This is a genomic window from Bacillus sp. 123MFChir2 (assembly GCF_000383235.1).
Classification (GTDB): Bacteria; Bacillota; Bacilli; order Bacillales; family Bacillaceae_G; genus Bacillus_A.
Map to the genome: position 1 here is coordinate 1 of NZ_KB910961.1, position 24858 is coordinate 24858.

A 24858-nucleotide genomic window follows, 5' to 3' on the forward strand; every position below is an offset into this window, starting at 1 on the left:
AATGTGTGTGTAATGTATCCATAATATATCCTCCCTAAATTGAAATGAGATGGATAGTAGAGAGAAACGGAAAATCAACATTTTTCTGTACGTGATCAGACGAAGGAACTTCTGTCAACAAAGGGATGTGCACCAATCTCTCTCTTACAGTTTTTAGGTCAGGGTTTTACCCACCATAAAGAAATACGTACTCGGCTATCCATCATTATTATTCAGTATAGAAAGGTTTTAGGTGTGATAAACCCATTTTCATGTAAGGGATGTGAGTGCAAAATCATGATTGTTTTTAGGGGAGGACGAGAGCATCTGGCCGTGCATAGAAGCGGTCAGGGCCTTTTCCTGCCACATGCGATGTTTTAAAACAAAGGGAAAAAGCGAGTACAGGTGGTGTTACAGTCTGCATAACAGCAACTTATATGTCGAAAAATTAAAATTGATTTATATAGTAATTTGAAAATGGATAAGAAAGTTACTGTTACTGGATTTTCAACACCTAATGTTATGCGTGATTACGTAAAACGCGGACCAGTTCAACCATTTGGTTTGTGGGATGTAAAACAACAAGGTGCACTTGCAACTTATGTTGCAAATGAATTGGTGATGAAGGGGAAAAAGTTAAAAGTAGGCAACAGTTTTGGAATTCCATGGGGGAAGTGAAAGTAGAACTAAATGCAATTCAAGGATACGCTTATGAAGCGGAAGGAAATGGAATTATCATCTTACCAGAACAGGTTGTGTTTACAAAGTATAATATTGAGAAGTATAATTTTTAATGGAATCTTTTTAAAGAAAAAATTATTAATAATAATAAATATTTTCATAATGAAGAACAGCCTAAAATGGTTGTTCTTTTTTTGTGAAATAAAAATGAACTTTTTTTGAACATCGAGCGAATATAGAGTGAAAGCTTTTACAGGTAATAGAAAGGGGCCCCAGTGTGAGTGAAGTAGAATTAAAAGAATGGTTGCAGCAAATGGCTGCTGGAAATCAAGACGCTTTTCATATTATTTATGAATTTACATGTAAAGATGTATATCGAACAGTAGCGTTCTTGATTCATGATAAGCAAGATGTGGAGGATATTGTAAATGAAGTGTATATCCAAATGTGGAAATCGTTACATAACTATGATATAAACCGATCTTTTCGGTTTTGGTTGCATGGTCTAATTGTTAAGCAAGTACAGGATTGGAGAAGAAAGACGTGGAGAAGGTTTCGTATCTTTGAAAAAAAGAAGATATACACGCAAGAACAAGTTTATGTTATTGATGAAGATTTTTTTCATATGGAAACACGTAGTGAATTAATGGAACTTGTGCAAAAGTTATCATATAAACATCGTGAAGTAGTCGTTATGCGTTATTTCCATGAATATAGCTTAGATGAAATTGGAACGCTTCTCGCAACACCGGTTGGCACAGTGAAATCTCGATTACATACAGCATTGAAGCGTTTACGAACAGAGATGGAAAATTTACTGATTGAGCAAGGAGGCGAAGTAAATGGATTTTGAAAAGCGATTACGAGATGAGTTTCAAAAAACAGCGGAGATGATGCAACCGTCTAGCAATTTGCAAAAAAGAGTTGAAGCATCTTTTGAAATGTATCGTCAAGAAAAAAGGAAGGAGAAAAGTTCTATGAAAAAAAAGTTATTAGCAGGATTGGTGGCAGCTGCAATCCTCGTACCTACAGGAACATTAGCAGGACCTACGTTGGTTAGTAAGATAGTTGGTACACCGGAAGAAGCGCAGAAGGATATAGGTATGAATGGTGAATGGTATTCGAAATTTAATGAAAGTATAGAAGTGGCAAAGCAAGTTCTTACAAAAGAAGAATTCGATGAGTTTATCGTGCTATTAAAAGAGGACTATGAGTATTTGAAAAAGGTTAGTATTGTTGAAGATGGAGAGAGAAGAACAGCAAGCGAACGGATTAATCAAGACGACGAAAAACAGACGACAGAGAGAATTGAGAAATTAAATAAGTATTGGGCTAAAATACAAGAGAAATTTAATTATACGATTGAAGAAGTGAAAAAAGTCGTTAATTTCCCAGTTCAATCTCCTACTTATATTCCTGATGATTATACATTAGAAGAGGAAAGTGTATTTACTGAAATTACAACTGGAAAACCCAAACCAATTATTAAACGAGAATTTAAAAATAATAATGCAGGTTCTGGGAAATCGAATGCAGAGAAAGGATTTACGATACAGCAATCGGAAATTTTTAATCAAAAGGGTACTTTTTTTGAAAATAAACCATTTGATCAAGCAACGAAAAAAGAACCTCATTTTGCTAAAATATCAACGTATACTCTTGAAGGATATAATATAACCTTTGGTGAAAATGAAAGGGGGAATATAAAAGGAATGAAAATCATAATCCCAGAAAAAGATGGGAGAAGTGCATATCAAATTTATATTAATGCTAGTATTTTACCAAAAGAAGAACTTGAAAAAATATTACTCTCAATGTTGAAATAAGATAATTCTTCATACCCCTTCCTTTCAAAGAAAGGGGTTATTTCATTAAAAGTCGAATACAGTAATGTTGCAAGAGAGGAGTGATTATATGATATTTCAAGAAGGGGAACTATCCATTCGATACGTAACAGAAAATGATGTTCAAACCTTATCAGACTGGCTATCAAACCCTGAAGTTTTACGTTTTTATGAAGGACGAGACAAACCACAATCACCACAGCAAGTACGAGAGCATTATATAAGTGGTTCGGGAGAGAAAAGGTGTATTGTAGAGTACCAAAGCCAATCTATTGGTTATATACAAATGTATCCTTTAGATCCAGAATGGAAAGTGTTATATGGATATGATGAGAGAGAGAATGTGTGGGGGATGGATCAATTTATTGGAGAAACAGCGTACTGGAATCGAGGGATTGGTACAAAACTTATGCAGGCTGCAATTACATATATTATGAATGAATTGGGAGCAGTGGCAATTGCGATGGATCCAAGGGTAAGTAATGAAAGAGCAATTCGTTGTTACGAGAAGTGTGGGTTTCAAAAAGTGAAAGTGTTAGAAGAACATGAATTGCATGAAGGGGTATTGGAAGATTGTTGGATGATGGAATATAAAGCATGAGCTAAAGGGGAAATGGTATGAAAGCATTGCTAGTTTTAGATATGCAAAAAGGACTTTTAGCAAAAAAGAATTTTAGTTCTGAAAAAGATTTAATTGAAAAGATGATAAATCATTTTAAAAATCAAGGTAATCCCGTTATTTTTATGAAGCACCAGGATGAAAATCCGGATAGTAGCATATATAGTCAATCGGAAGGCAGTGAAATAGAAAATCAGTTTGTAAAATATATAGATTATTTAGTTGGAAAAACTACGCCAAGTGCTTTTTTACATACAAATTTAGATGCTATATTACGTGAAAATAACGTCAATCATGTGGTTATAGTAGGATTTAATACAGAATATTGTTGCTTATTTACAGCTATTGCTGCTTTTGAAAAAGGATATAAAGTAACAGTTATAGAAGATGCAACTGGTACAGTAAATGATGAAGAAACATACGAAATGCCAGGATTAAATATTAATGATTTTGTTGGTTCAGTATTAAATTGGTCCAATGTTATTGAAGTTTTATATTATAGTGAATATGTCGATTCCTATATTGGAAAAGGGAGTGGTTGTAATGAAACAAGCACTTATAGTAATTGATGTCCAAGAAGGAATGTATGCAGCGGGTATTCCTGTACATAATGGTTCTAACTTATTGCAAAATTTAGAGGAAGTCATCCGAAAGTGTCGTGCGCATAATATTCCTGTTATTTATGTACAACACAATGGATCTGAAGGGCATCCGTTAGAAAAAGGAACAGCAGGTTGGCACATTCATTCTAAAATTGCTCCGATGCTAAATGAGATTATAGTGGAAAAAGAAACACCGGATTCTTTTTATAAAACGAATCTTCGTGAAGTTTTGCAAGAAAAAGGAATTGAACATCTTTATATTTGTGGATTGCAAACAGAATATTGCGTCGATACAACCGTTCGCCGTGCGTTTAGTGAAGGATATAAAGTAACGTTAATTCAAGGGGCGCATAGTACGTTTGATTCAGAGCAATTACGTGCCGAGGAGATAATTCACCATCATAACAAAGTATTAGGTTGGTTTGCGGATATAGTCGATGTAAAAGAAATAAAACTGATTTAGAGAAAGCTGATTGTTTGATAGTTAAGCCAGTATTTTTAGGATGAATTCCTAGAAATACTGGCTTATTTACTAGTGCACTTTGTTGTTAATTAAAAAGTAGGAGGCGTAATTGCAAAAATTACTACTGCTTTCTTTTTATATGGATTTTCCCATTTATGTTTCATGTAAGATGGAATTTTGACACTATCTCCTTTGTGTAAAGTTAATGTTTCTTGATTTAAATATAGGGTAACAGTTCCTTCTAAAACAAATGCAATTTCCTCCCCTTTGTGTTCCAGCGGTTTTTCAGAAGAAGCAGATTGCGGCAATAAAGTCATAAGAGCAAGCTCGAGAGCGCCACTTAAATCGGGAGATAGTAACTCGTATGATAAGCTTTCACTTTCAGGAAAGGTAATTTTTTTTCGTTGGTTAGCTCTTACAACTAAGCTTTGAGCATTCGTATCTTCCAAGAAGAAATTAAACATAGGAATATTTAATGCGGCAGCTATTAACTTAAGAGTTTGTAGAGAAGGGTTTGCGGATCCCTTTTCAATTTGACTTAACATAGAAGGAGTGATATTGACGAGGGTTGCTAGTTCTCGACTATTTAATCCTTGTGCTTTTCGGTATTCTGCTATTTTTTCTCCGACATTTATATCATTCATGTTTATTCTCCTTTTTCTAGTTGATATTAAATTTAATTAAAATTTATTAATTTATATTTAATTTATTTTAGTTTTGTGTTAAATTTATTTTAATTATAATAAATAAATTTAAATTTTGAAATGATAACATGGTAGGAATGAAGAAGGGAGATTAGCCGAATGAAGAAGTATGACAGCGAAGCTATACAAACGTTAAAAGAAAAGTATCCTTTATTAAATCAACTTGTTTTGACAGAGGAAGTATTTTGGGTGAATCCGAATAAAGAAGAATTTGAAACAGGAATTCAAAAAGCCCCCCTTACGAAAGATGATGTAAAGGATGCGGAGGAAAGATTAAAACGTTTTGCGCCGTATATTGCGAAAGCTTTTCCTGAGACAAAAGATACAAATGGAATCATTGAGTCTCCTTTAGTCACAACGCCTTCTATGAAACAACATTTAGAACAAGAGTATGGTCAGCATATCGCAGGAAACGTATTACTTAAATGTGATAGCCATCTTCCAATATCAGGATCTATTAAAGCAAGAGGTGGCATTTATGAAGTTCTAAAACATGCAGAAGATTTAGCTTTAGAACAGGGGTTATTAAATAAACAAGATGATTATTCCGTTTTAGATAGTGATGCATTCCGCACATTCTTTTCGCAATATTCAATCGCAGTAGGTTCAACGGGGAATTTAGGTCTAAGTATTGGCATTATGAGTGCTAAACTTGGATTTAATGTGACGGTTCATATGTCAGCTGATGCAAAGCAGTGGAAAAAGGATTTACTACGCAGTAAAAATGTTACTGTTATTGAATATGCAGCGGACTATAGTAAGGCAGTAGAAGAAGGAAGAAGACAAGCAGAAGCAGATCCGATGTGTTATTTCGTTGATGATGAAAACTCAAAAAATCTTTTCCTTGGATACGCTGTGGCAGCTTCTCGCTTACAAAATCAACTACAAGATCAAAACGTTATTGTTGATGCTGATCATCCTTTATTTGTTTATTTACCATGTGGTGTCGGCGGCGGACCTGGCGGCGTAGCGTTTGGTTTAAAATTATTGTTTGGTGATCATGTACATTGCTTCTTTGCGGAACCAACTCATTCTCCTTGTATGTTAATTGGTTTACTGACAGGTCTTCATGATCAAATTTCTGTCCAAGACTTTGGGATTGATAATGTGACGGAAGCTGATGGTCTTGCGGTAGGAAGAGCATCCGGATTTGTAGGGAAAGTAATTGAACCTTTATTAAGTGGATGTTACACAGTGAGTGATCAAGAATTATATAGACTATTAAAGGCTTTTGTTGATACAGAAGGAATAAAATTAGAGCCGTCAGCATTGGCTAGTGTATACGGACCAGTTCAATTGTTCAAGCAACAGCAATATATTCAAGAAAATCACTTGGAAGAAAAAATGAAACAAGCAACGCATATTATGTGGGGAACAGGCGGAGGAATGGTTCCACCGCAAATTATGGAAGAATATTATCAAAAAGGATAAACAATCTTTTTCTATTATATATGTAAGAGTACATCGCTTATCTAAAGTGGTGTACTTTTTGTTTTTTATACGCTTCTTTTGGATTTCATATATTGTTATGACAAGAATAATTTACCAAAATATCAGTTTCGGTTATAATTAATTTGTTTATAAAATTAGGAAAATTCACAATAATTAAGGGGGATTATTTTGAATACAACTCAACTATCTGAACAATTCAAAAGTTTTGCCAAAATGGAATGTAAAGGTTCAAGTGAATTATATGAGTATTTATCTATCGAAATTTCTGAAGATGATGAATTGTTAGAGCTATGCATGAATTCTCGAGAAGGGCAGCCAGTTCCTAATTTATTATTTGGTGCTGTCCATTATCTTTTGCTAAAAGGAAAAGAACATGTTTTAAAAGAGTATTACCCAAGTATTACGAAAAATCCAAGGGAAATTGATGATTCTTTACTTCATTTTAAAGATTTTTGCCAAGTATATAAAGACGAAATAATTTCTCTCCTAAAGAGTAAGTTAGTACAGACGAATGAAGTAAGGCGCTGCGCGTATTTATATCCAATTTTTTGTTATATTTATAGCGTTGTCAAGAAACCGTTATCACTAATAGAAATTGGAACAAGTGCTGGTCTTCAATTGTTATGGGACAAGTATAGTTACTCGTATGGAACAAATGAGGTATATGGAGATAGAAACTCACACGTCCACATAACATCTGAAATAAAAGGAAATCGGACACCGTCATTTCTTTTACCTAGTCCTCCAGTAGCTTCAAAAGTAGGGCTAGACTTACATATTAGCGATTTAAATAATTTTGAAGATTATTTGTGGTTAAAATCGCTTATTTGGCCAGAACATGAAGAAAGGATAGAACTTTTTGAAAAGGCAGCTGCATGTTTAATTGAAAATCCAGTAGAACTTATAGAAGGCGATGGAGTGGCATTGCTTTCAGAAGTTGTAGAAAAACTTCCGGAGGATACTGTAATTTGTATTTTCCATACACATGTTGCAAATCAAATACCAGAAAATTCTAAGCATGAACTGCTAGAAAAAATAAAAACGATTGGAAGTAAACGAGACGTTTTCCATCTTTACAATAATATATGGGATCGAAATCTTCATCTTGATTATTATATAGATGGTGTTGAGTACCATCAAATGGTTGGAGAAACAGATGGGCATGGTAGATGGTTTGATTGGAACTTAATGTAGGGTATTTAGAGGAGAGGAGTTCTATGGCTATAATTGGTTTACTTGGAACTGTACACACAAATGATTTACGCCAAAAATTAAAATATCCTCTTCATTTAATGGAGGATGCAATTCGTACTTTTCAACCAAATACAATTCTTGGGGAAGTAAGACCAGAAGATTATAAACGATATTTAGAAAATAGAAATTATCAAGGATATTTAGGTCCATCTGAATATCGATCGTTAATTTTTCCACTGTGTGAGAGTGAAGGGATTTCATTTGAACCTGTTGATTGGTTTGATGAAGAAGTCATAAGTCTAAACTATTTTTCGTTTTATAATGAAGAATCGAAAGAACATTTGGAACATAAGTTGTATCAAATATACGAAGATATATTTGAAGTGACGGTTTTAGAACCATTTCCTTTAAACTCTCATACGACGAATGAAATGATTAAGAAAAAACAACTATGGCTAAAAGAAAAGAACCCCGCTGTACATGAAATTGTATGGTGTAAAAGAAATGAACGAATTATTGATAATATTATGAAACATGTTACAGATGATGAAAAAGAAAGAATCTTGATAACAATTGGTGCAGAGCATTGTTATTTTATTCAGGAAGAATTAAGTAAGATAGGAATAGATGTGATTTTTCCGATTGATGTAAAGAAACGATAATTACTTTAAATATCGTAATGTAATGAAAGCATTAAAAAGGCATTTGAAAAATCCATAATGGAGGTAAACTATGGAGAACATTCCTCAAATTCTTCAAGAAAAAATTGATTTCTTACATTGTGTTAATAGAATTGAAAGATTATCTAAAGGATATTCTCCAGATGAAAAGTATGTAGTCTATTCTGATGATAAAAAATTCTTACTAAGAATAGGGAATTTAGAAGGGTATGAAAGAAAAAAGACGGAGTTTCAAGTATTGCAGAGAATGCAAGAGTATCATGTTCGATCTCCTAAGCCAATAGAAATCGGAATTTTAGATGAATTGAATTCTTGTTACACTATTTATTCCTTTATTGAGGGCGTTGATGTAAAAGAGACATTAACTGTTCTTACTGATCAAGAGCAATACAAGATTGGTATTGAAGCAGGAGGACAGCTATCTAAAATGCATTTGCTTGAGGCACCTGTTCATATCAAATCTTGGTACGAACAAGCAATGCAAAAGCATTATCGATACCTTGATACATATAAAGAAAGTGGAATAAAGATTGAAAATGATCAAAAGGTTATTAACTTTATTGAAAAAAATAAATATGTATTAAAAGGACGTCCGAGTCGATTTCAGCATGATGATTTTCATTTGCAAAATATTATTGTAGACAATAATAGGTATGCGGGGGTAGTTGATTTCAATAATTTTGATTGGGGAGACCCAATTCATGATTTTGTAAAAGTAGCTTTATTTCAAAGAAATGAGAGCATTCCATTTTCAATAGGGCAAATTAAAGGATATTTTAATCATAATGTTCCTGAAGATTTTTGGATGCTTTATTCTATTTATGCTGGAATGGTTATCTTTTCGTCAGTAGTCTGGTCATTACGTTTTGCGCCGCACCAATTAGATGAAATGATAGAAAGGTTGCATAAGATATTGGAAGATCATAAAAGTTTTGAAGTTGTAAAACCTTTATGGTATGAACCAAAGTGATAAATGAAGTGTATTGAAAGAGGGATTTGGAATTTTTGCTTATTAAGTTAATTACATTGTAATAGGAATTGGATTAACAAAAGGAGGGATAAGTTTTTGCTATCGCTCCTTTTTTGTTATTTTGGTAAAGCTTCTTTTTTATGCATTTGAGATATACTAATCTTCTGTTAAGTTAATATTTGATGATAAAGGCGAAATATATAAATGTGAACGAAATTAAACATTTAAAATATGTTCAATAATTGTGTTGATTGTAGCTAAAAAACTTGGTATGGTATTATATCATATTAGGAAAAAGTAAAAGGAAACGACAGCAGTTAGAGATTGCGAATAACTTGTGAACGATTTCATAATAATGTTGTTTTTGTATAAATGGATAATATATGCAATATAAGGTACAAGGAGATAATAATATGAAAGACAAACTAAGTACAATCCCCTCATTATCTTCAAACTCTGTTTATTTAGGTGTTTTGTTAGCTGTAGTTGGAGGTTTTTTAGATGCTTATACTTTCATCAGTAGGGACGGAGTATTTGCCAATGCGCAAACAGGGAATGTAGTATTACTCGCTATAAGAGCAGCTAACGGAGAATGGCATAATGCGTTGCTTTATATCCCGCCAATTTTAGCTTTTATGTTAGGGGTTTTAATATCAGAAGTAGTAAAGATTCCTCATATAAGACATGCATTGCATAGTTATAGACGATCTATTCTTATTCTTGAATGTATTGTTTTAATCATTGTAGGGTTTATGCCAAAAAGTATACCTAACATAGTGGTAACAGTATGTATTTCGTTTGTATCATCTTTACAAATCTCTACTTTCAATAAATTAGATAAGTGGGTTTACAATTCAACGATGACAACAGGGAATCTTCGAACTTTAACACAGGCAGCATATTTAGCGTTTATAAAACGCGATCAGGAAGAGAAAAAACGATTTAATGAATTTTTTGTTATTATTCTTTCTTTTATACTTGGTGCACTATTCGGTACATTTACTACTGCTCATTTAGGAAACAGAGCTATTTGGATTGCTGCAGGAGTTTTAGTGATTGCTTTGATTTTATATCATAAAGATAGAGGGTATTGGAGAAAACCTCAAATGTTAAAATGAAAAAAATATTTGTTACGTTAATCATATTTCACTATTGCATTTCGTCCATTAGAAGCTTCTTCATAAGAGTCATGTGGAACGAAGTGTAGGTTGATAAATAATGACTTTTATTTGACGAAAAATCCTGAGAAAGAGTACTTCTCAGGATTTTTCTTTTTGTTCAAGAAACGCAGTATTTTTTAATTCAAATCTCTAAAGTGGTTGTATCATCTCTGTTTTTTCGTTTCTGTAACATTTTTCTCCTCCGCAAACTCTGTTCCATACGCCAGCGATCTGTTGAAAGTGAATGGTTTTCTTTCTATTGTTTGATAAGTAGCAATGCGATCCATTGAATAGCGGTGAACAAAAATTTCTGCTCCTGTAACTATAATGGCTGATAAAATACTTCCCCAAGCAATTTGCATATAGTTGTCTAACAGTACGCTCCCGAAAATCCATACACTCATATAAGTAAAAAGAAAATCAATCATGAGTGCAGCGGTATTTCCAGCTCGTGGCAAGATAATTTGATCTCCTAACATATACGACGCGATTGTAATAAATAAACTAAAGGAAAAGATGTCAACAATTGTTGCATCAAAGAATAAATCCAAACCAATTGCAAAAGCAATCATGCAGGATATAAATTTGATAAGCATAATCGTAATATGATTCATTATTTGAACCTCTCTTTTTCTATTTAGTTTGAATGAAAAAAGGGACTTTATGCATGGGAATTTTAAATTGCAATTTTTTAGGTAGTTTCTAAAAAGACAGAAGATAAATGCGTAGTTATAAATCGATTTAATGTCTTTAGTACTTAGCCTGTTTCCTTTGTTTCCGGTTATTTTAAGTACAATTTCTAATATACGGTTAAAATTTTTATTACCTTTACTTGTCTGAATGTTAAAAAAATACAAAAGAAATGTTATATTAGAAAGAGAAAATTAACATTTTTAGGTAAGGGGGGATCGGGGTGTGGATTACTTCGGAAGTAGAAATTCCAGATGAACTCTTTGATAAACTCGAACAAGGGAAACTGGTTTTATTTGTTGGAGCTGGAGTATCTATGAAAGGCAATTCAAACTTACCAAATTTTGATGATTTAGTGGATGATATTGCAAGCGCTCTATATGTAGATAAACGCGTGGAAAATGAACCGCACGATTATTATCTCGGAAAAATTGCAAAAACGAAAGATGTTCATCAGATTGCGAAGAATCTTGTTCATGTAGCAGGTTCAAAGCCAAATCCATTACATTATTCTATTTTGCAATTATTTGCAGCTGATGAGAATGTTCGAATTGTAACTACAAATTTTGATCAGCATTTCACGGCGGTAATTGAGGAGTCAAAACGTAAAATAAATATATATTACGCTCCGGCACTTCCAACGGGAAGAGCATTTAAAGGATTGGCATATATTCATGGAAATGTAGAACAAGAAGAAGAAAATTTAATTTTGACTGATGGTGATTTTGGAAGGGCTTACTTAACAGAAGGATGGGCGAGACGATTTTTAATTGATTTATTTTCTAATTATACAGTTTTATTTATTGGATATAGTCATAATGACCCTGTTATGAAATATTTAGCAACTGGATTACCACCAAGTACGAGGCGGTATGCGTTTGTTGCGGGGGGAGATAATACATATCACTGGGAGCATTTAGGGGTTAAGCCTATTGTCTATCCCAATAAGACGCAAAATCATCAATCATTAGCAAAAGCAGTGCAGCGATGGGCAGAGCTAATGGGAGACAATTATATTACAAAGAGAACACGAATTCGAGATATCGTAACGGTTCCACCATCTTTAGAACAAGAACAGTTGTCTTATGTTAAACAATCAATAAAAAAGATTGAGACACTTCGCTACTTTGTTGAATTTGCAAGAGACTACGAATGGGTGGAATGGTTAGAAAAAGAAGGACAACTGCGGAATTTATTTTCGGAGGAAGCTGAGACTTCTGAGAAAGATCAGTTGCTTGCACAGTGGATTGTGGATCATTTTTTAGTAAGCCACCAAAATGAATTATTTCAGTTGATGTATAAAAATAATACAGAAATATCTGCCTCGTTATGGAATACGATATGTACATTTTTGGTGGGTATGGAACAACCAATACATATGGATACGTTTGCGAAGTGGCTCTTATTATTGTTAGAAAAGGCGAGGGGAAATGAATTTTTTATAGAAAATCTGCCTTCCTTTCTTCATAAATGTACGTACCCGAAACATAAAGAAATTATGGTTCTTTTATTAACTTGCATATTAGACGGAAAACTAAAATTGAAGCGGCTTCGGCAATGGGAACAAGAAATGCAAGATGTTGTAGAATTAGCGGCAACAAACCATCTATCGGATACAACCTTTTCAAAGATGCAGCACATATGGGAAGTGAAAATAAAACCACATCTCTCTTATTTTTCGATTCCGATTTTGCAGATTGGATTAGAAAAACTACAGAGATTAGGATTAAAACAACAGGCGCTTCAAATCCATGATTCAGTTAGTGCATCGCGAAGTGCAATTGAACCGCATGAACAAGATAGCCAACCTCGTGAATTTTCTTTTTTAATTAATATTGTTAGGGATTGTATGGACTATGTTTGTATCCATTTTGAAGATAAAGCGAATTTTTATATTTCCTTTATGATGGAATTTGGAAATACAGTGCAAAAGCGAATGGCAGTGCATAGTATGAACCATACTGTTTTTCGAACCCAAAATGAAAAAATAGAATGGTTGTTACAACATCAATTGTTCACTGAAGACACTTGTAAGCATGAAGTTTTTCAACTGTTAAAGAATCATTATGAGCATGTATCTGAACATACGAAAGAAAAAGTGCTGACAACTATAGAGAAACAGTTTGAAGAAAAGACGTGTTATGTGGCTTGTAACTTAATCGATTGGCTATATATGTGCGACCCAATAAATGAACGAACGAAACAAACATATGAATTTATGAAACAAAAATTCCCTCATTTTTTATCGAGGCAGTTTCCTGATTTACAAGAAGAGCGGACATTACAGCCAATTGCATGCAATTTAACAACTGATGGTTTGCTACATATGAAAGAGGAAGAAATGATAAGGCAAATACTTCAATATTCACAAGAAGGATTGTTTGAGAAACATCATTTTTTAGAAATGCTATCAAAGGCTTGTAAAACAAATGTACAATGGAGTATTTCTCTTGCGTATCAATTAGTTAAATATAAAGAAGTGAGTAAAGAAGTATGGTTTGTATTCATAAGAGATTGGCGCAATAATCGAAAATTAACAGATAAACAGATGCAAGAGCTTTTACCATTGCTGCATCAATTTGTAAGGCATGATACTTACCATTGGCTCATTAGCAGTTTTCTCTATGAAAAGGGCAATCAGTTAGCAGAATTTCAAGAAGATACAATTCGAGCAATAAAACAGCTTGCTTTTTCATTGTTTCCTCACGTTATGAAAAGTGAACAAGGAGGGGGAGAAAAGCAAACGGATTACTATAATGAGGCTGCTTTGCATCCAGTAGGGAAAATAACAGCAGTTTTATTAACACTTCTAGCGTATGAGCATTTATACGATCGAAATATACATGCTTATTTATATGTATTTGAAGAGCAAATGCAGAAAAAATCATACTACGTAAATATTATGATTGCAAGACTAACAGCTGATTTAACATTTTTATTTCATATCGAGAAGCACTGGTGTAGAAAGCATATGATTCCTTATTTAGATTTGCAGAAGAATGAAGAGAAAACAAAATATGCATGGGCAGGGTTTGTAAATACGCAAATTAATTTGCCTTTATTTATACAAACAAAGAAATATATTGCTTTTGCTGTTAGACATTTACATTTGTTGAATAAACAAACACAAGAAGTATTTATGAAATGGTTAAGTCTCGTTTTTTTTAAGTGTATTTTATATTGGGATAAACAACTAGATTGGTTGAACGCTCTCTTTATACAGGGGGAAGAGATAGAGAAAGTAAAGTTTATAGAAAATGTCTCATATTATGTAAAAACTTTGAGCGTAAAAGAACAACAAAAATTTTGGCAAGATTGGCTTGCAGACTTTTTAGTAGAGCGTCCTAAAATGAGTATAATAGCAGAGAAAGAATATATTATCTTTTTGCGGTTTGTGTTATACATGGATGTTATTGCTGAAAAAGGGATTCAAACTGTTTTATCGCATTTTTCTATATCTTCATTGCAAAGAGAAAAACAAGCATTAAAGGATTTATTGAAACAGCTGTTAGAAAAAAACGAGTTGATTCATCAAAGTCCTAAAGTATATGCAACATTATTTTTTGTATTATTAACAAAGATAAATGATGCAGAATGTATTGAAAATGAAGTGATTCATCTTCGGCACTTGTTTGATGAGATGAAGCTTGAAAACACGTTACTTGAACGTATTCAAAATGAAATGATGCGCATTGGAATGATCAATCGAAATACAAATGATTCACATTTGTTATTATGAAACATATGATGCGATGAAAAGAAAAGAAAAAAAGTAACTACTCAGTCACTCTATGAAAAATCGATAGAAAAGCATTTTTTTAAGTTGCCCTGAGAGACTGGCTATGTATATATAAATGTAAATTAAAAAACCGACATAAAAACCCATTTCCTTTTTGGGAAGGATGAGAGCGTCTAGCCGTGCACAGTAGCGGTCAGGGCCTTTTTCTACCACGCGCAAAGTTTGAAAACAAAGAAAGGCAGCGAGGTGTAGGTCCATTTTGATCTTCATGGCAGCAATTATAGGTAAGTGTATTTTTGCTAGAATTATACTCCTTACCAAACTTCTAAATGAAATATATGAAAAAGTATTGACATATTTTGAAACGACATTCTATAATACAAATCATACTTAATAAAAACAACGCATTGAAGGGAACAAAATAGTGTTTATCTCCCTGTTATAGAGAGCTGATGGTTGGTGGAAATCAGTACAAAGGTAAACGTGAATTACAGTCCTGGAGCATCTTTTTCGTAGTAAAGACAGAAGTCTTTATGAAGGGAAAGGCGGTCAAAACGATCGTTAACAATGAAAAGAGGTAGGCAAATATGTCTACAACTAGGGTGGTACCGCGATAATAATCGTCCCTACTGATTGAATCAGTAGGGATTTTTTGCATATGCGCGGATTTAAATGATAATTAAATAATAAATGTAATGATAGGAAAGAGAGTAGTGGTTGTTTCCCTGTAACAGAGAGCTGGTGGTTGGTGTGAACCAGTACATAAACAAGCATGAATTACAATCCTGGAACATCTTTTTCGTAGTAAAGGCAAAAGTCTTTATGAAGGGAAAGACGGTCAAAACGATCGTTAAGAATAAAGAGAGGTAGACAAATGTGTCTGCAACTAGGGTGGTACCGCGATAATAATCGTCCCTACTGATTGGATCAGTAGGGATTTTTTCATATATTTCATATGAGAAATCGTTATCAACTTTGTTTTGTTATAAGGGATGAGTTCAGAAAATAGGGAATTTTCAATTCCTTGTCATATAATTTCAAAAAGATACAAGGAGGAATTTTGAATGGGAAATCATGAATTAGAACAATTACGTAAACAGGTGGATGAGATTAATTTACAACTTCTGCACTTATTGAATGAGCGTGCGAAGGTTGTGCAAGAAATCGGACAACAAAAGAAATTGCAAGGCACGAAACGCTTCGATCCTGTTCGCGAGCGTGAAGTACTTGATATGCTTGCAGAGCATAACGAAGGACCATTTGAAACATCTACAGTGCAACATATTTTCAAAACAATTTTTAAAGCGAGCTTAGAACTGCAAGAAGATGATAATCGTAAAGCATTATTAGTTTCACGTAAAAAAAACAAGAAAATACGATTGTTGATGTAAAAGGTGAATTGTTAGGAAGTGGCGTACAAACATTCATTATGGGGCCATGCGCAGTTGAAAGTTTAGAGCAAGTTCGCCAAGTTGCAGAGGCGATGAAAAAACAAGGAATAAAGTTAATGCGCGGCGGTGCGTTCAAACCGAGAACATCTCCATACGACTTCCAAGGATTAGGAGTAGAAGGGCTGCAAATTTTACGCCAAGTTGCAGACGAATTTGATTTAGCAATTATTAGTGAAATCTTAAATCCTAATGATGTAGAAGTGGCACTTGATTACGTTGATGTAATTCAAGTAGGCGCTCGTAATATGCAAAACTTCGATTTATTAAGAGCCGTTGGAAAAGTGAATAAACCAGTATTACTGAAACGCGGTTTAGCAGCGACAATTGATGAATTTGTGAATGCAGCAGAATACATTATTGCTCAAGGGAATAATCAAATTATTTTATGTGAACGCGGCATTCGCACATATGAAAGAGCAACGCGAAATACACTTGATATTTCCGCAGTGCCAATTTTAAAGAAAGAAACACATTTACCGGTTGTTGTAGATGTAACACATTCAACAGGGCGAAAAGATTTGCTTTTACCAACTGCGAAAGCAGCACTCGCAATCGGTGCAGATGCTGTTATGGCAGAAGTGCATCCAGACCCAGCAGTTGCTTTATCTGATTCAGCACAACAAATGGATATTCCGCAGTTCCATGCCTTCATGGAAGAGTTAAAAGGATTTAAAAATAAATTATCATAGGAAATTGTAAGCGGCGTAAGACATGGCTATACCCTTGGTTCACCGATTACATTGATTGTGAAAATGATGATTTCAAACATTGGGCAAATTAAGCAAAATATTGCTCAGCATAAAAAATACGCGAAAGAATTTTAATAATGAAGGGGTGATTACAGTGTTAACACAACACTTTACTAATAGTAGGTCTCAGGATGAGGCACATGTGTAAAAGAGTTGTATTAATAGGGACAGGGTTAATTGGTGGTTCACTTGCCTTAGCAATTAAACGAGAACACAATGTAATCATTACTGGCTTTGATATTCAAAGTGAGCAAGTGGAACGTGCGAAACGATTGAACGTAATCGATGAGGTAGGGGGGAACTTACAAACAATATGTGAAGACGCGCATTTAATTATTTTTGCATCTCCTGTCGAAGAAACAATGAAGCTATTAAAACAACTTGCTTCATATCAATTACGTGAAGATGTCATCGTGACGGATGTTGGTAGTACAAAAGGAACGATTATGAATGAAGCGAAAATGTTGCTGCCGGGCGGTGTTACGTTTATTGGTGGGCATCCGATGGCGGGATCTCATAAAACGGGAGTAGAAAGTGCAAAAGCACATTTATTTGAAAATGCATATTACATTTTAACACCGATGCGTCACGTTCAAACAGATAAGGTTGAACAATTACAAGATTGGTTAAAAGGAACACGTTCGCATTTTCTTGTGTTACATACAGAGGAACATGATTATATAACAGGGGTTGTTAGTCACTTTCCCCATTTAATTGCGGCAGGGTTAGTGAAGCAAGTAGAGAAACATGCCGGAGATAATCCGTTAATTCATATGCTGGCAGCTGGTGGTTTTAAAGATATTACCCGCATCGCTTCTAGCAGTCCAAAAATGTGGAGTGATATAGTAAGACAAAACCGTTCTCATTTATTACAACTATTAGAGGAATGGATTACAGACATGAAGCAACTGCAGCATACAGTTGCAGAAGGAGATGACGAAGTATTACACACTTACTTCGCAAAGGCCAAAGAATATCGTGATTCTATGCCTGTCCGCAAAAGCGGAGCAATTCCCGCTTATCATGATTTATACGTAGATGTTTTAGATAAAGTTGGTGCATTAGCGCATATTACAAGCATACTGGCAAGGCACGAGATTAGTATTACAAACTTGCAAATACTAGAAGCGCGTGAAGGGCTGCTCGGGGTGTTACGTATTAGTTTTCAAACAGAAGAAGATCGTCTGAAAGCAACGCAATCTTTACAGGATGAACAGTATCAAACATATGAAAATATATAATAGTCATGGTGATCATCGGATTGGAATGATGCTTGCAGTAGCTGGTTGTATTGCTGAAGGAGAGACACTGATAGAGGATGCGGAAGCTGCCTTCGTATCGTAGCCAGGCTTTTTTGAAGAGATTGAAAAATTGAGGTTAGAAACCCGATAGATTGCTAGAAAATCTATTGGGTTTTTGTTTGTGGATTTTGTATTTTCTGATTATTGTGTTATATTTTAATGTGCAGTTATGAACACGCAGAAGGGAGAACGGGAGCATGGAAATAATTCAATTAATAGAAGAACAATACCGAGAGGCAATTCGACTATCTGAATATGCTTTTCAATATAAAGTAGCAGAAGATCAAATTGAAAAACGTCTTCAGCTTATGAAAAAGTATCATCAAATATATGGGATATTAGAAGAAAAAGAGCTTGCCGCAAAATTACACTTTATCCCGTTTGAAATATTTTTAGGTGAAGAAAAGTATAAAATGGGCGGGATTGCAGGAGTAGCTACATATCCAGAATTTAGACGAAACGGTTATGTGAAAAAATTATTAAAACATGTTTTAGAGACGATGAGACAAGATGGTTATAGCGTTTCCATGTTACACCCATTTTCTGTTTCTTTTTACAGGAAGTATGGATGGGAGCTGTTTGCGAATCGCCTTGTATGTTCATTAACAAAAGCAGATTTAATTATGAAAGAACATGTGTCAGGAAGCATTAAACGATGTAAGAAGGACTCTCATTTGAAAGAGATTGAAATCGTATATGAGCAATTTGCGAAGAAATATTCAGGTATGTTAGTGCGAGATCGAGATATTTGGTTAAATTTTGTCTATGGTGATCTTAATGCAGCCGTTTATTATAATCAGGCGAATGAGCCGATGGGCTACATTTTGTATAAAATAGAGAGCTCTAAGATGAAAGTAGAAGAATTCGTACCATTAAACAGCGAAGCTAGAACCGGTTTATGGAATTTCATTTGTCAGCATGATTCAATGATTCAAGAACTTGAAATAATTGCTCATGAAAAAGAACCATTGCTATTTTCACTTCAAGAACCACGCATTAAAGCGGAAGTAAAACCATACTTTATGGTTAGAATCGTTGATGTTGAACGTTTTATTAAGCAATATCCATTTGCCTGGGAACATAATGAAGAAGATGTTATTTTACATATTTCTGATTCATTTGCACATTGGAATAATCAAACAGTAGTTTTACGAGAGAAAGAAGTAGTTATGTTAAGCGTGGAAGAAGCTGTAGCATTGAAAGAGAATGGAGTTCATGTAAACATTAACGCACTTTCCGCAGCGCTTTTCGGTTACAAAAGGCCATTGGAATTATCACAAATTGGGGCCATTTCCGGGATGGAAAAAGACATAAAACAATTTGAAAATTTGATTCCTTCCGAGCAGCCGTTTTTTTATGATTTCTTTTAATCATTTCGAATGGATATAGAACATAAAAAGCGCTATTTATAAGTAGCGCTTTTTATGTTCGGTAATAATAAAACGATTTATTAATATTTTCTATATATTGTAGGAAAGTGATGGTAATAATAGCTGACGTGTGGATGTGTTACCGATAAGTGAATGGGTGGATATGGCCAAATGAATGGCGTTACAATTCCTACAACGGGACTTGCCGTATGAATGGCGGCAACGTGGATGGCAGGAGTTACTACAGGAGTAGCGGTAACAACCCTTGTTGGAAATAGGTTCATAACAAATTCAACTCCATTAGGTCATGTATGCAATAGTATATTCTTTTGTTTGAAATGTGCATGTGGAATGTTTAAAAAACCTAGATATTTTTATTTATTTTAAATAATCTCTATTTTACAATAATTTTAAATGGAATTATGTTTCTTATCTGGAGGTGGCAATGAAAAATTATAGGTTTTATTCGTTCTGGATCGCTCAAACAATCATCTCGTTAGCTGATGTCGTATATATCATGGTTATTACGACCTTTATTTATCAGAAAACGGAATCTGTATTATTCGCTTCTTTATTTCCTTTTTTAAAAGCTTTTACAAGTTTAATAGCCGGATTATCAGCACCGCTAATTATACAAAATATCTCCATGTCAAAAGCACTTGTAAACTTGCAAATTACTAAGGCTATTTTTATTACTTTATTACTTTTAGGATTCACATTCTTAACTTCCCATATTTATATTTTATTCTTTTACATATTGATAATTTCTTGCGTAGAAGGATGGGGTAGCCCTTTATTGAATTCTATCGTCCCTCAAATTGTTTCAAAAGAAGAACTTGTAAAAGCCAATAGCTTGTTATCTATTTCTAATCAAGCGGTACAAATTGGTGGCTATACGCTAACAGGATTTCTTGTCGTAAAAATAGGATATACTCCTACTTTACTAATAACGGCTGTCCTGCTATGGATTTCTATTATTTGTTTATACATAGCTGTTCGCTCTCTGTACAATCAGATAAGAGAAAATCAAGGGGCATCTAAATGGACACTTATGAAGGAAGGGTGGCTTCACCTTTGGAGTAATTCAACTCTGCGATTGGTTACATTAATGGATGTAATTGAAGGGATTGCAGGTCAAATATGGGTTGGTGCTATTACATTGGTTTATGTAAAAGAAATACTCCACAAAGGAGAGCAATGGTGGGGGTACATTAACGCTAGTTATTATATCGGTACAATTGTAGGAGGAGTTATAACGATATATCTAGCGAAAAAAATTCAAAAAAATCTTGTAATTAGTATGCAGCAGGGTCTTTTTTATTTAGCGTCCTTACCTTGTTATATGGGCTTAATAGTATTCCCGTCTTATCACTTATACTTTGTATTGCCATGGGACCGGCATATCAAATACGGGATGTAGCACAGCAAACTGCATTTCAAACAAACATAGATGTGTCATTACTTCCGAAAGTATATGCATCTCGTAATGTTTTATTGTCAACGATTTCGAGTGCTTCTATTTTTATAGTTGGAATTATAGCTGAATATTTTGGTATTAGAATGGTGTATATATTTTGTGCAGTACTTATCTGTATCTCGGCAGGATTGTCTTTTGTTTTATTACATGCAAAAAATAAGCATTTACAATGTTAAAAATCCTAATTTACACACTCACTTCGAGTATTTGATTTTTTGTTTTTGTAGAAAAGATACGAAAAAAAGACCTAATAATATTAGGTCAGAAGAATAAGGTAACCATATATTAACATTTTTGTCGGTAGAGGTCTATATGTATCATATTGAGAAAAATAAAAACGACTTGTGCCGAAAATAGGAGAATGAACAAACGAATGTGACTGCGTGAAGGGCTACAAGATTTATTATTGAAAAAATTTACATAGAAAATTTATACTTCATTCATATTTATTTAAATTTTCCATAATAAGAATAGATACGTAGTTCTTGTCGTAAATAATCCGCTAATAATTCAGTAAACTTAAGCGATTAACATATCTATTGTCTTTCCTATATTTACTACGGTATAATGTGGATACAGTTTAAAATACGCGAATCGTAATCTGTCTTTTTTTATTTAACGCGTGAGAAAACGCTGAAAACAGCGGTATTACTAGGAGGAACTAAATGATTACAGTAAGTAACGTAAGTTTACGTTTTGCAGATCGTAAACTTTTTGAAGATGTTAACATAAAATTTACACCAGGTAACTGTTACGGTTTAATCGGAGCAAATGGTGCTGGTAAATCTACATTCTTGAAAATTTTATCTGGTGAAATTGATCCATCAACAGGAGATATTCATATTACACCAGGTGAGCGTTTAGCTGTTTTAAAACAGAACCACTTTGAATATGAAGAGTTCCCAGTTTTAGAAACAGTTATTATGGGACACACACGTCTTTATGCAGTAATGCAAGAAAAGAATGCAATTTACATGAAAGAAGATTTCAGCGATGAAGATGGCATGCGCGCAGCTGAGTTAGAAGGCGAATTTGCTGAGTTAAACGGTTGGGAAGCAGAATCAGAAGCTGCAATTCTTTTAAAAGGATTAGGAATCGGTGAAGACCTTCATGCGAAAAAAATGTCTGAGTTAACAGGTGCAGAGAAAGTAAAAGTGTTACTTGCACAAGCTTTATTTGGTCAACCGGATATTTTATTATTGGATGAGCCTACCAACCATTTAGACTTAAAAGCAATTCAATGGTTAGAAAACTTCTTAATGAACTTTGAAAATACAGTTATCGTTGTATCCCATGACCGTCACTTCTTAAATAAAGTATGTACGCATATGGCGGATCTTGACTTTGGTAAAATCCAGCTTTATGTTGGTAACTATGATTTCTGGTATGAATCTAGTCAATTAGCATTAAAATTAACACAAGATGCGAATAAGAAGAAAGAAGAGAAAGTAAAAGAGTTACAAAACTTTATTGCTCGTTTCAGCTCGAACGCTTCAAAAGCGAAACAAGCTACTTCTCGTAAAAAATTATTAGACAAAATTACATTAGATGATATTAGACCATCTTCTCGTCGTTATCCGTTCGTTGGTTTCACACCAGAGCGTGAAGTCGGGAATGATTTGTTATCAGTGGAAGGTCTTTCTAAAACAATCGATGGTGAGAAAGTATTAGATAACGTGTACTTCACTGTGAATAAGGGTGATAAAATTGCATTCGTTGGACGTAATGAAATTGCAATTACAACGTTATTTAAAATTTTAGCAGGCGAAATGGAGCCAGATAGTGGTTCATTTAAATGGGGTGTTACAACATCTCAAGCATACTTCCCACGTGATAACTCTGAGTTCTTTAAAAATAGCGAATATAACTTAGTGGAGTGGTTACGTCAATTTTCACCACAAGATGAGTCTGAAAGCTTCTTACGCGGATTCTTAGGTCGTATGCTATTCTCTGGTGAAGAAGTAAAGAAAAACGTTTCTGTTCTTTCTGGAGGAGAAAAAGTACGTTGTATGCTTTCTAAAATGATGTTAAGCGGTGCAAACGTAATAACATTTGATGATCCAACAAACCATTTAGACCTTGAGTCTATTACAGCATTAAACAACGGTTTAATGGCATTTAAAGGTACAATTTTATTTACATCTCATGACCATCAGTTCGTTGAAACAATCGCAAATCGTATTATTGAAGTAACACCGAACGGTTTAGTTGATAAACAAACGACATATGACGAGTATTTAGAGAATGATGAACTTCAGAAACAAGTAGAAGCGATGTATAAAGAAGCAAAATAAACAGTAACATCCCCTAATGTAGGGGATGTTTTTTTGTTTTATTTTTTAAAATTTCTCCTTTTAATATGTCACAAGTAAATAGATCAAATCGTTTTAAGCGTAAAGGGGGAAATTAAATGAAACATATTGTTATTCTAGGTGGAGGAATTACTGGTATTGAGACTTCTGAAGAAATATGTGTTTGGTTTAAAGAAGAAGTTCAAAAAGTAGGACTTGATTTTATTTTATCGGGTAAAATTGGCGCTCATATTCGTGAAAAAACATGGGATCAAGCTAGTGTACTTGTCTAATTGCACTAAATGGAATAGAAAGTGAGGTTTTTTTCTATGGAAAACGCTGAACTCAGTCAATTATATATCGAATATAAACCTCTTCTTTTCTCACTCGCTTATAAAATGACGGGTAGTAATAAAAGGAAAATTTCTAATATATGGAAATTTTCCTTTTATTTATGTTAAATTCGTTTATCATGCCAAAAGTTTAAATCGAAATGTTCATTTTCATTATAACTTTCAAACTCATAGCCTTTTTCTTTTAATCCTTTAATAATAGCAGATACGGCAGAAACAGATTGTGGGTGGATATCGTGCAGCAAGATTACTTCTCTATTTGTTTTTGCGCCTGAAATTACATTTTCTACAATTTTAGCAGAAGCAGCATCCACTGGCATTTTATTATATTTCCAATCTAAAGAATCAATAGTCCAGTCCCATACACGCAAACCATTTTCAGCGACTTGATTTCGTAATGCTTCATTTAGGCCTGGCATAGAACCATATGGTGGACGTGTTAATTTTGGTTCTCGTCCAATAATATTAGCAATTAACTTTTGATCTTCTTTCATTTCGTTCACATAACCGCCTTGCTTGTATAGCTTCGTGTAATCATGTGACATACTATGCATGCCGACGTAATGACCGTCTGCTAATTCGCGTTTTACTAAATCTGGATATCCTTTCACGTTAGAGCCGATAAGGAAAAAAGTGGCTTTCGCATCGTTTTGTTTTAATGTATCCAATAGTTGAGCAGTGTATTTTCCTGGTCCATCGTCAAAAGTAAGATAAGCTACTTTTCTAACTTGACCATTGTATTGTTGTGGTGTTTCTTTTGGAGCTAGTGCAGTTTGTATTTCACTTACTAGCTGAACAGGTTGTGAAGAATCTTCTGTACTAGCTTTTACAATGTGATTTGATCCGATAGATACTCCGTATATACATGAAATTCCTACACACATAATAAGAGTTCTTTTAAATAAAGTTCTGAGAGATGATTTGTTACGCATAAATGTCCTTCTTTCTGTTTCAATAATTCCATTCCTTTTCATTCTATTATATTAGTAAATTTATGTATAGTACTGTAAAAAAATATATTTACAAGTAAGAAAGTGATTTATGAAATAGATGCAAGATTTTTTGAGTTTTGTTGATTAATTGTGTAGT

Annotated in this window: 20 protein-coding genes, 3 pseudogenes and 2 other annotated features; of the genes and pseudogenes, 19 read left to right on the forward strand and 4 right to left on the reverse strand. The window is 33.9% G+C overall.

Annotated features, from left to right (window positions below; all coding sequences use genetic code 11):
* Positions 1 to 447 precede the first annotated feature (447 nt).
* The 6 genes and pseudogenes from H280_RS23755 to H280_RS0117115 all read left to right on the forward strand — a co-directional run.
* A pseudogene (locus H280_RS23755) lies at positions 448 to 773 on the forward strand (autoinducer 2 ABC transporter substrate-binding protein LsrB); the annotation flags it as partial.
* A gap of 164 nt (positions 774 to 937) precedes the next feature.
* Positions 938 to 1513: a sigma-70 family RNA polymerase sigma factor gene (locus tag H280_RS0117095; protein WP_020062355.1), complete on the forward strand. Its 576-nt coding sequence runs from the start codon at positions 938 to 940 to the stop codon at positions 1511 to 1513.
* The gene (locus tag H280_RS0117100) at positions 1503 to 2486 is read left to right on the forward strand and encodes a hypothetical protein (RefSeq protein WP_020062356.1); all 984 of its coding nucleotides are present in this window, start codon (positions 1503 to 1505) and stop codon (positions 2484 to 2486) included. The genes H280_RS0117095 and H280_RS0117100 overlap by 11 nt, the downstream gene beginning before the upstream one ends.
* 88 nt (positions 2487 to 2574) lie before the next feature.
* The gene (locus H280_RS0117105) at positions 2575 to 3105 is read left to right on the forward strand and encodes a GNAT family N-acetyltransferase (RefSeq protein ID WP_020062357.1); all 531 of its coding nucleotides are present in this window, start codon (positions 2575 to 2577) and stop codon (positions 3103 to 3105) included.
* A gap of 17 nt (positions 3106 to 3122) precedes the next feature.
* Entirely contained in the window at positions 3123 to 3692 is a 570-nt protein-coding gene (locus H280_RS0117110; RefSeq protein WP_020062358.1) for an isochorismatase family protein, read from the forward strand.
* Entirely contained in the window at positions 3667 to 4188 is a 522-nt protein-coding gene (locus tag H280_RS0117115) for a cysteine hydrolase family protein (RefSeq protein WP_020062359.1), read from the forward strand. Before H280_RS0117110 ends, H280_RS0117115 begins: the two co-directional genes overlap by 26 nt.
* Before the next feature lie 89 nt (positions 4189 to 4277).
* Here H280_RS0117115 and H280_RS0117120 read toward each other — a convergent pair whose 3' ends face one another.
* Positions 4278 to 4832 carry a helix-turn-helix domain-containing protein gene (locus tag H280_RS0117120; RefSeq protein ID WP_020062360.1) on the reverse strand — a complete coding sequence of 185 codons (555 nt, stop codon included), beginning with the start codon at positions 4830 to 4832 and terminating at the stop codon, positions 4278 to 4280.
* A 159-nt stretch (positions 4833 to 4991) separates the two neighbouring features.
* On the opposite strand from H280_RS0117120, the gene H280_RS0117125 reads away from it, so the two are divergent.
* The 5 genes from H280_RS0117125 (at position 4992) to H280_RS0117145 (ending at position 10306) form a co-directional block, all read left to right on the forward strand.
* Entirely contained in the window at positions 4992 to 6323 is a 1332-nt protein-coding gene (locus tag H280_RS0117125) for a D-serine ammonia-lyase (protein ID WP_020062361.1), read from the forward strand.
* 186 nt (positions 6324 to 6509) lie between these two features.
* Positions 6510 to 7538 carry a DUF2332 domain-containing protein gene (locus tag H280_RS0117130; protein WP_028411280.1) on the forward strand — a complete coding sequence of 343 codons (1029 nt, stop codon included), beginning with the start codon at positions 6510 to 6512 and terminating at the stop codon, positions 7536 to 7538.
* Between the two features lie 23 nt (positions 7539 to 7561).
* Positions 7562 to 8200, forward strand: coding sequence for a DUF5694 domain-containing protein (locus H280_RS23760; protein WP_020062363.1), 639 nt, complete (start codon positions 7562 to 7564; stop codon positions 8198 to 8200).
* Between the two features lie 70 nt (positions 8201 to 8270).
* Positions 8271 to 9188: an aminoglycoside phosphotransferase family protein gene (locus H280_RS0117140; protein WP_020062364.1), complete on the forward strand. Its 918-nt coding sequence runs from the start codon at positions 8271 to 8273 to the stop codon at positions 9186 to 9188.
* Between the two features lie 413 nt (positions 9189 to 9601).
* Entirely contained in the window at positions 9602 to 10306 is a 705-nt protein-coding gene (locus H280_RS0117145; RefSeq protein ID WP_020062365.1) for a YoaK family protein, read from the forward strand.
* Positions 10307 to 10512: 206 nt separating this feature from the next.
* On the opposite strand, the gene H280_RS0117150 is transcribed toward H280_RS0117145, so the two are convergent.
* On the reverse strand, positions 10513 to 10962 hold the full coding sequence (locus H280_RS0117150; protein WP_020062366.1) for a YndM family protein: 450 nt from the start codon (positions 10960 to 10962) through the stop codon (positions 10513 to 10515).
* Between the two features lie 299 nt (positions 10963 to 11261).
* Between H280_RS0117150 and H280_RS0117155 the strand changes: the two genes are divergently transcribed.
* From H280_RS0117155 to H280_RS0117185, 5 genes and pseudogenes are all read left to right on the forward strand, one after another.
* Positions 11262 to 14777 carry a DUF4020 domain-containing protein gene (locus tag H280_RS0117155; protein WP_020062367.1) on the forward strand — a complete coding sequence of 1172 codons (3516 nt, stop codon included), beginning with the start codon at positions 11262 to 11264 and terminating at the stop codon, positions 14775 to 14777.
* Between the two features lie 398 nt (positions 14778 to 15175).
* Positions 15176 to 15408: a binding site (T-box leader), on the forward strand.
* Between the two features lie 55 nt (positions 15409 to 15463).
* Positions 15464 to 15697, forward strand: a binding site (T-box leader).
* A gap of 144 nt (positions 15698 to 15841) precedes the next feature.
* A pseudogene (locus tag H280_RS23765) lies at positions 15842 to 16917 on the forward strand (bifunctional 3-deoxy-7-phosphoheptulonate synthase/chorismate mutase).
* A 200-nt stretch (positions 16918 to 17117) separates the two neighbouring features.
* Positions 17118 to 18218, forward strand: coding sequence for a prephenate dehydrogenase (locus H280_RS0117175; RefSeq protein ID WP_020062370.1), 1101 nt, complete (start codon positions 17118 to 17120; stop codon positions 18216 to 18218).
* A pseudogene (locus H280_RS25830) lies at positions 18217 to 18321 on the forward strand (hypothetical protein); the annotation flags it as partial. The gene H280_RS0117175 and the pseudogene H280_RS25830, both read left to right, overlap by 2 nt.
* 154 nt (positions 18322 to 18475) lie before the next feature.
* Positions 18476 to 19648 (forward strand): GNAT family N-acetyltransferase, encoded by a 1173-nt coding sequence (locus H280_RS0117185; protein ID WP_020062372.1) that lies wholly within the window; start codon positions 18476 to 18478, stop codon positions 19646 to 19648.
* Between the two features lie 80 nt (positions 19649 to 19728).
* On the opposite strand, the gene H280_RS25835 is transcribed toward H280_RS0117185, so the two are convergent.
* Entirely contained in the window at positions 19729 to 19932 is a 204-nt protein-coding gene (locus tag H280_RS25835; RefSeq protein ID WP_155895023.1) for a hypothetical protein, read from the reverse strand.
* Positions 19933 to 20093: 161 nt separating this feature from the next.
* On the opposite strand from H280_RS25835, the gene H280_RS23770 reads away from it, so the two are divergent.
* The 3 genes from H280_RS23770 to H280_RS25840 all read left to right on the forward strand — a co-directional run bounded on the left by H280_RS23770 (position 20094) and on the right by H280_RS25840 (position 23709).
* The gene (locus H280_RS23770; protein WP_081625683.1) at positions 20094 to 21068 is read left to right on the forward strand and encodes an MFS transporter; all 975 of its coding nucleotides are present in this window, start codon (positions 20094 to 20096) and stop codon (positions 21066 to 21068) included.
* Positions 21069 to 21790: 722 nt separating this feature from the next.
* The gene (locus H280_RS0117195) at positions 21791 to 23419 is read left to right on the forward strand and encodes an ABC-F family ATP-binding cassette domain-containing protein (RefSeq protein ID WP_020062373.1); all 1629 of its coding nucleotides are present in this window, start codon (positions 21791 to 21793) and stop codon (positions 23417 to 23419) included.
* Between the two features lie 116 nt (positions 23420 to 23535).
* Positions 23536 to 23709 carry a hypothetical protein gene (locus H280_RS25840; RefSeq protein ID WP_020062374.1) on the forward strand — a complete coding sequence of 58 codons (174 nt, stop codon included), beginning with the start codon at positions 23536 to 23538 and terminating at the stop codon, positions 23707 to 23709.
* 164 nt (positions 23710 to 23873) lie between these two features.
* Here H280_RS25840 and H280_RS0117205 read toward each other — a convergent pair whose 3' ends face one another.
* Entirely contained in the window at positions 23874 to 24701 is an 828-nt protein-coding gene (locus tag H280_RS0117205) for a peptidoglycan-N-acetylglucosamine deacetylase (protein ID WP_020062375.1), read from the reverse strand.
* Positions 24702 to 24858 lie beyond the last annotated feature (157 nt).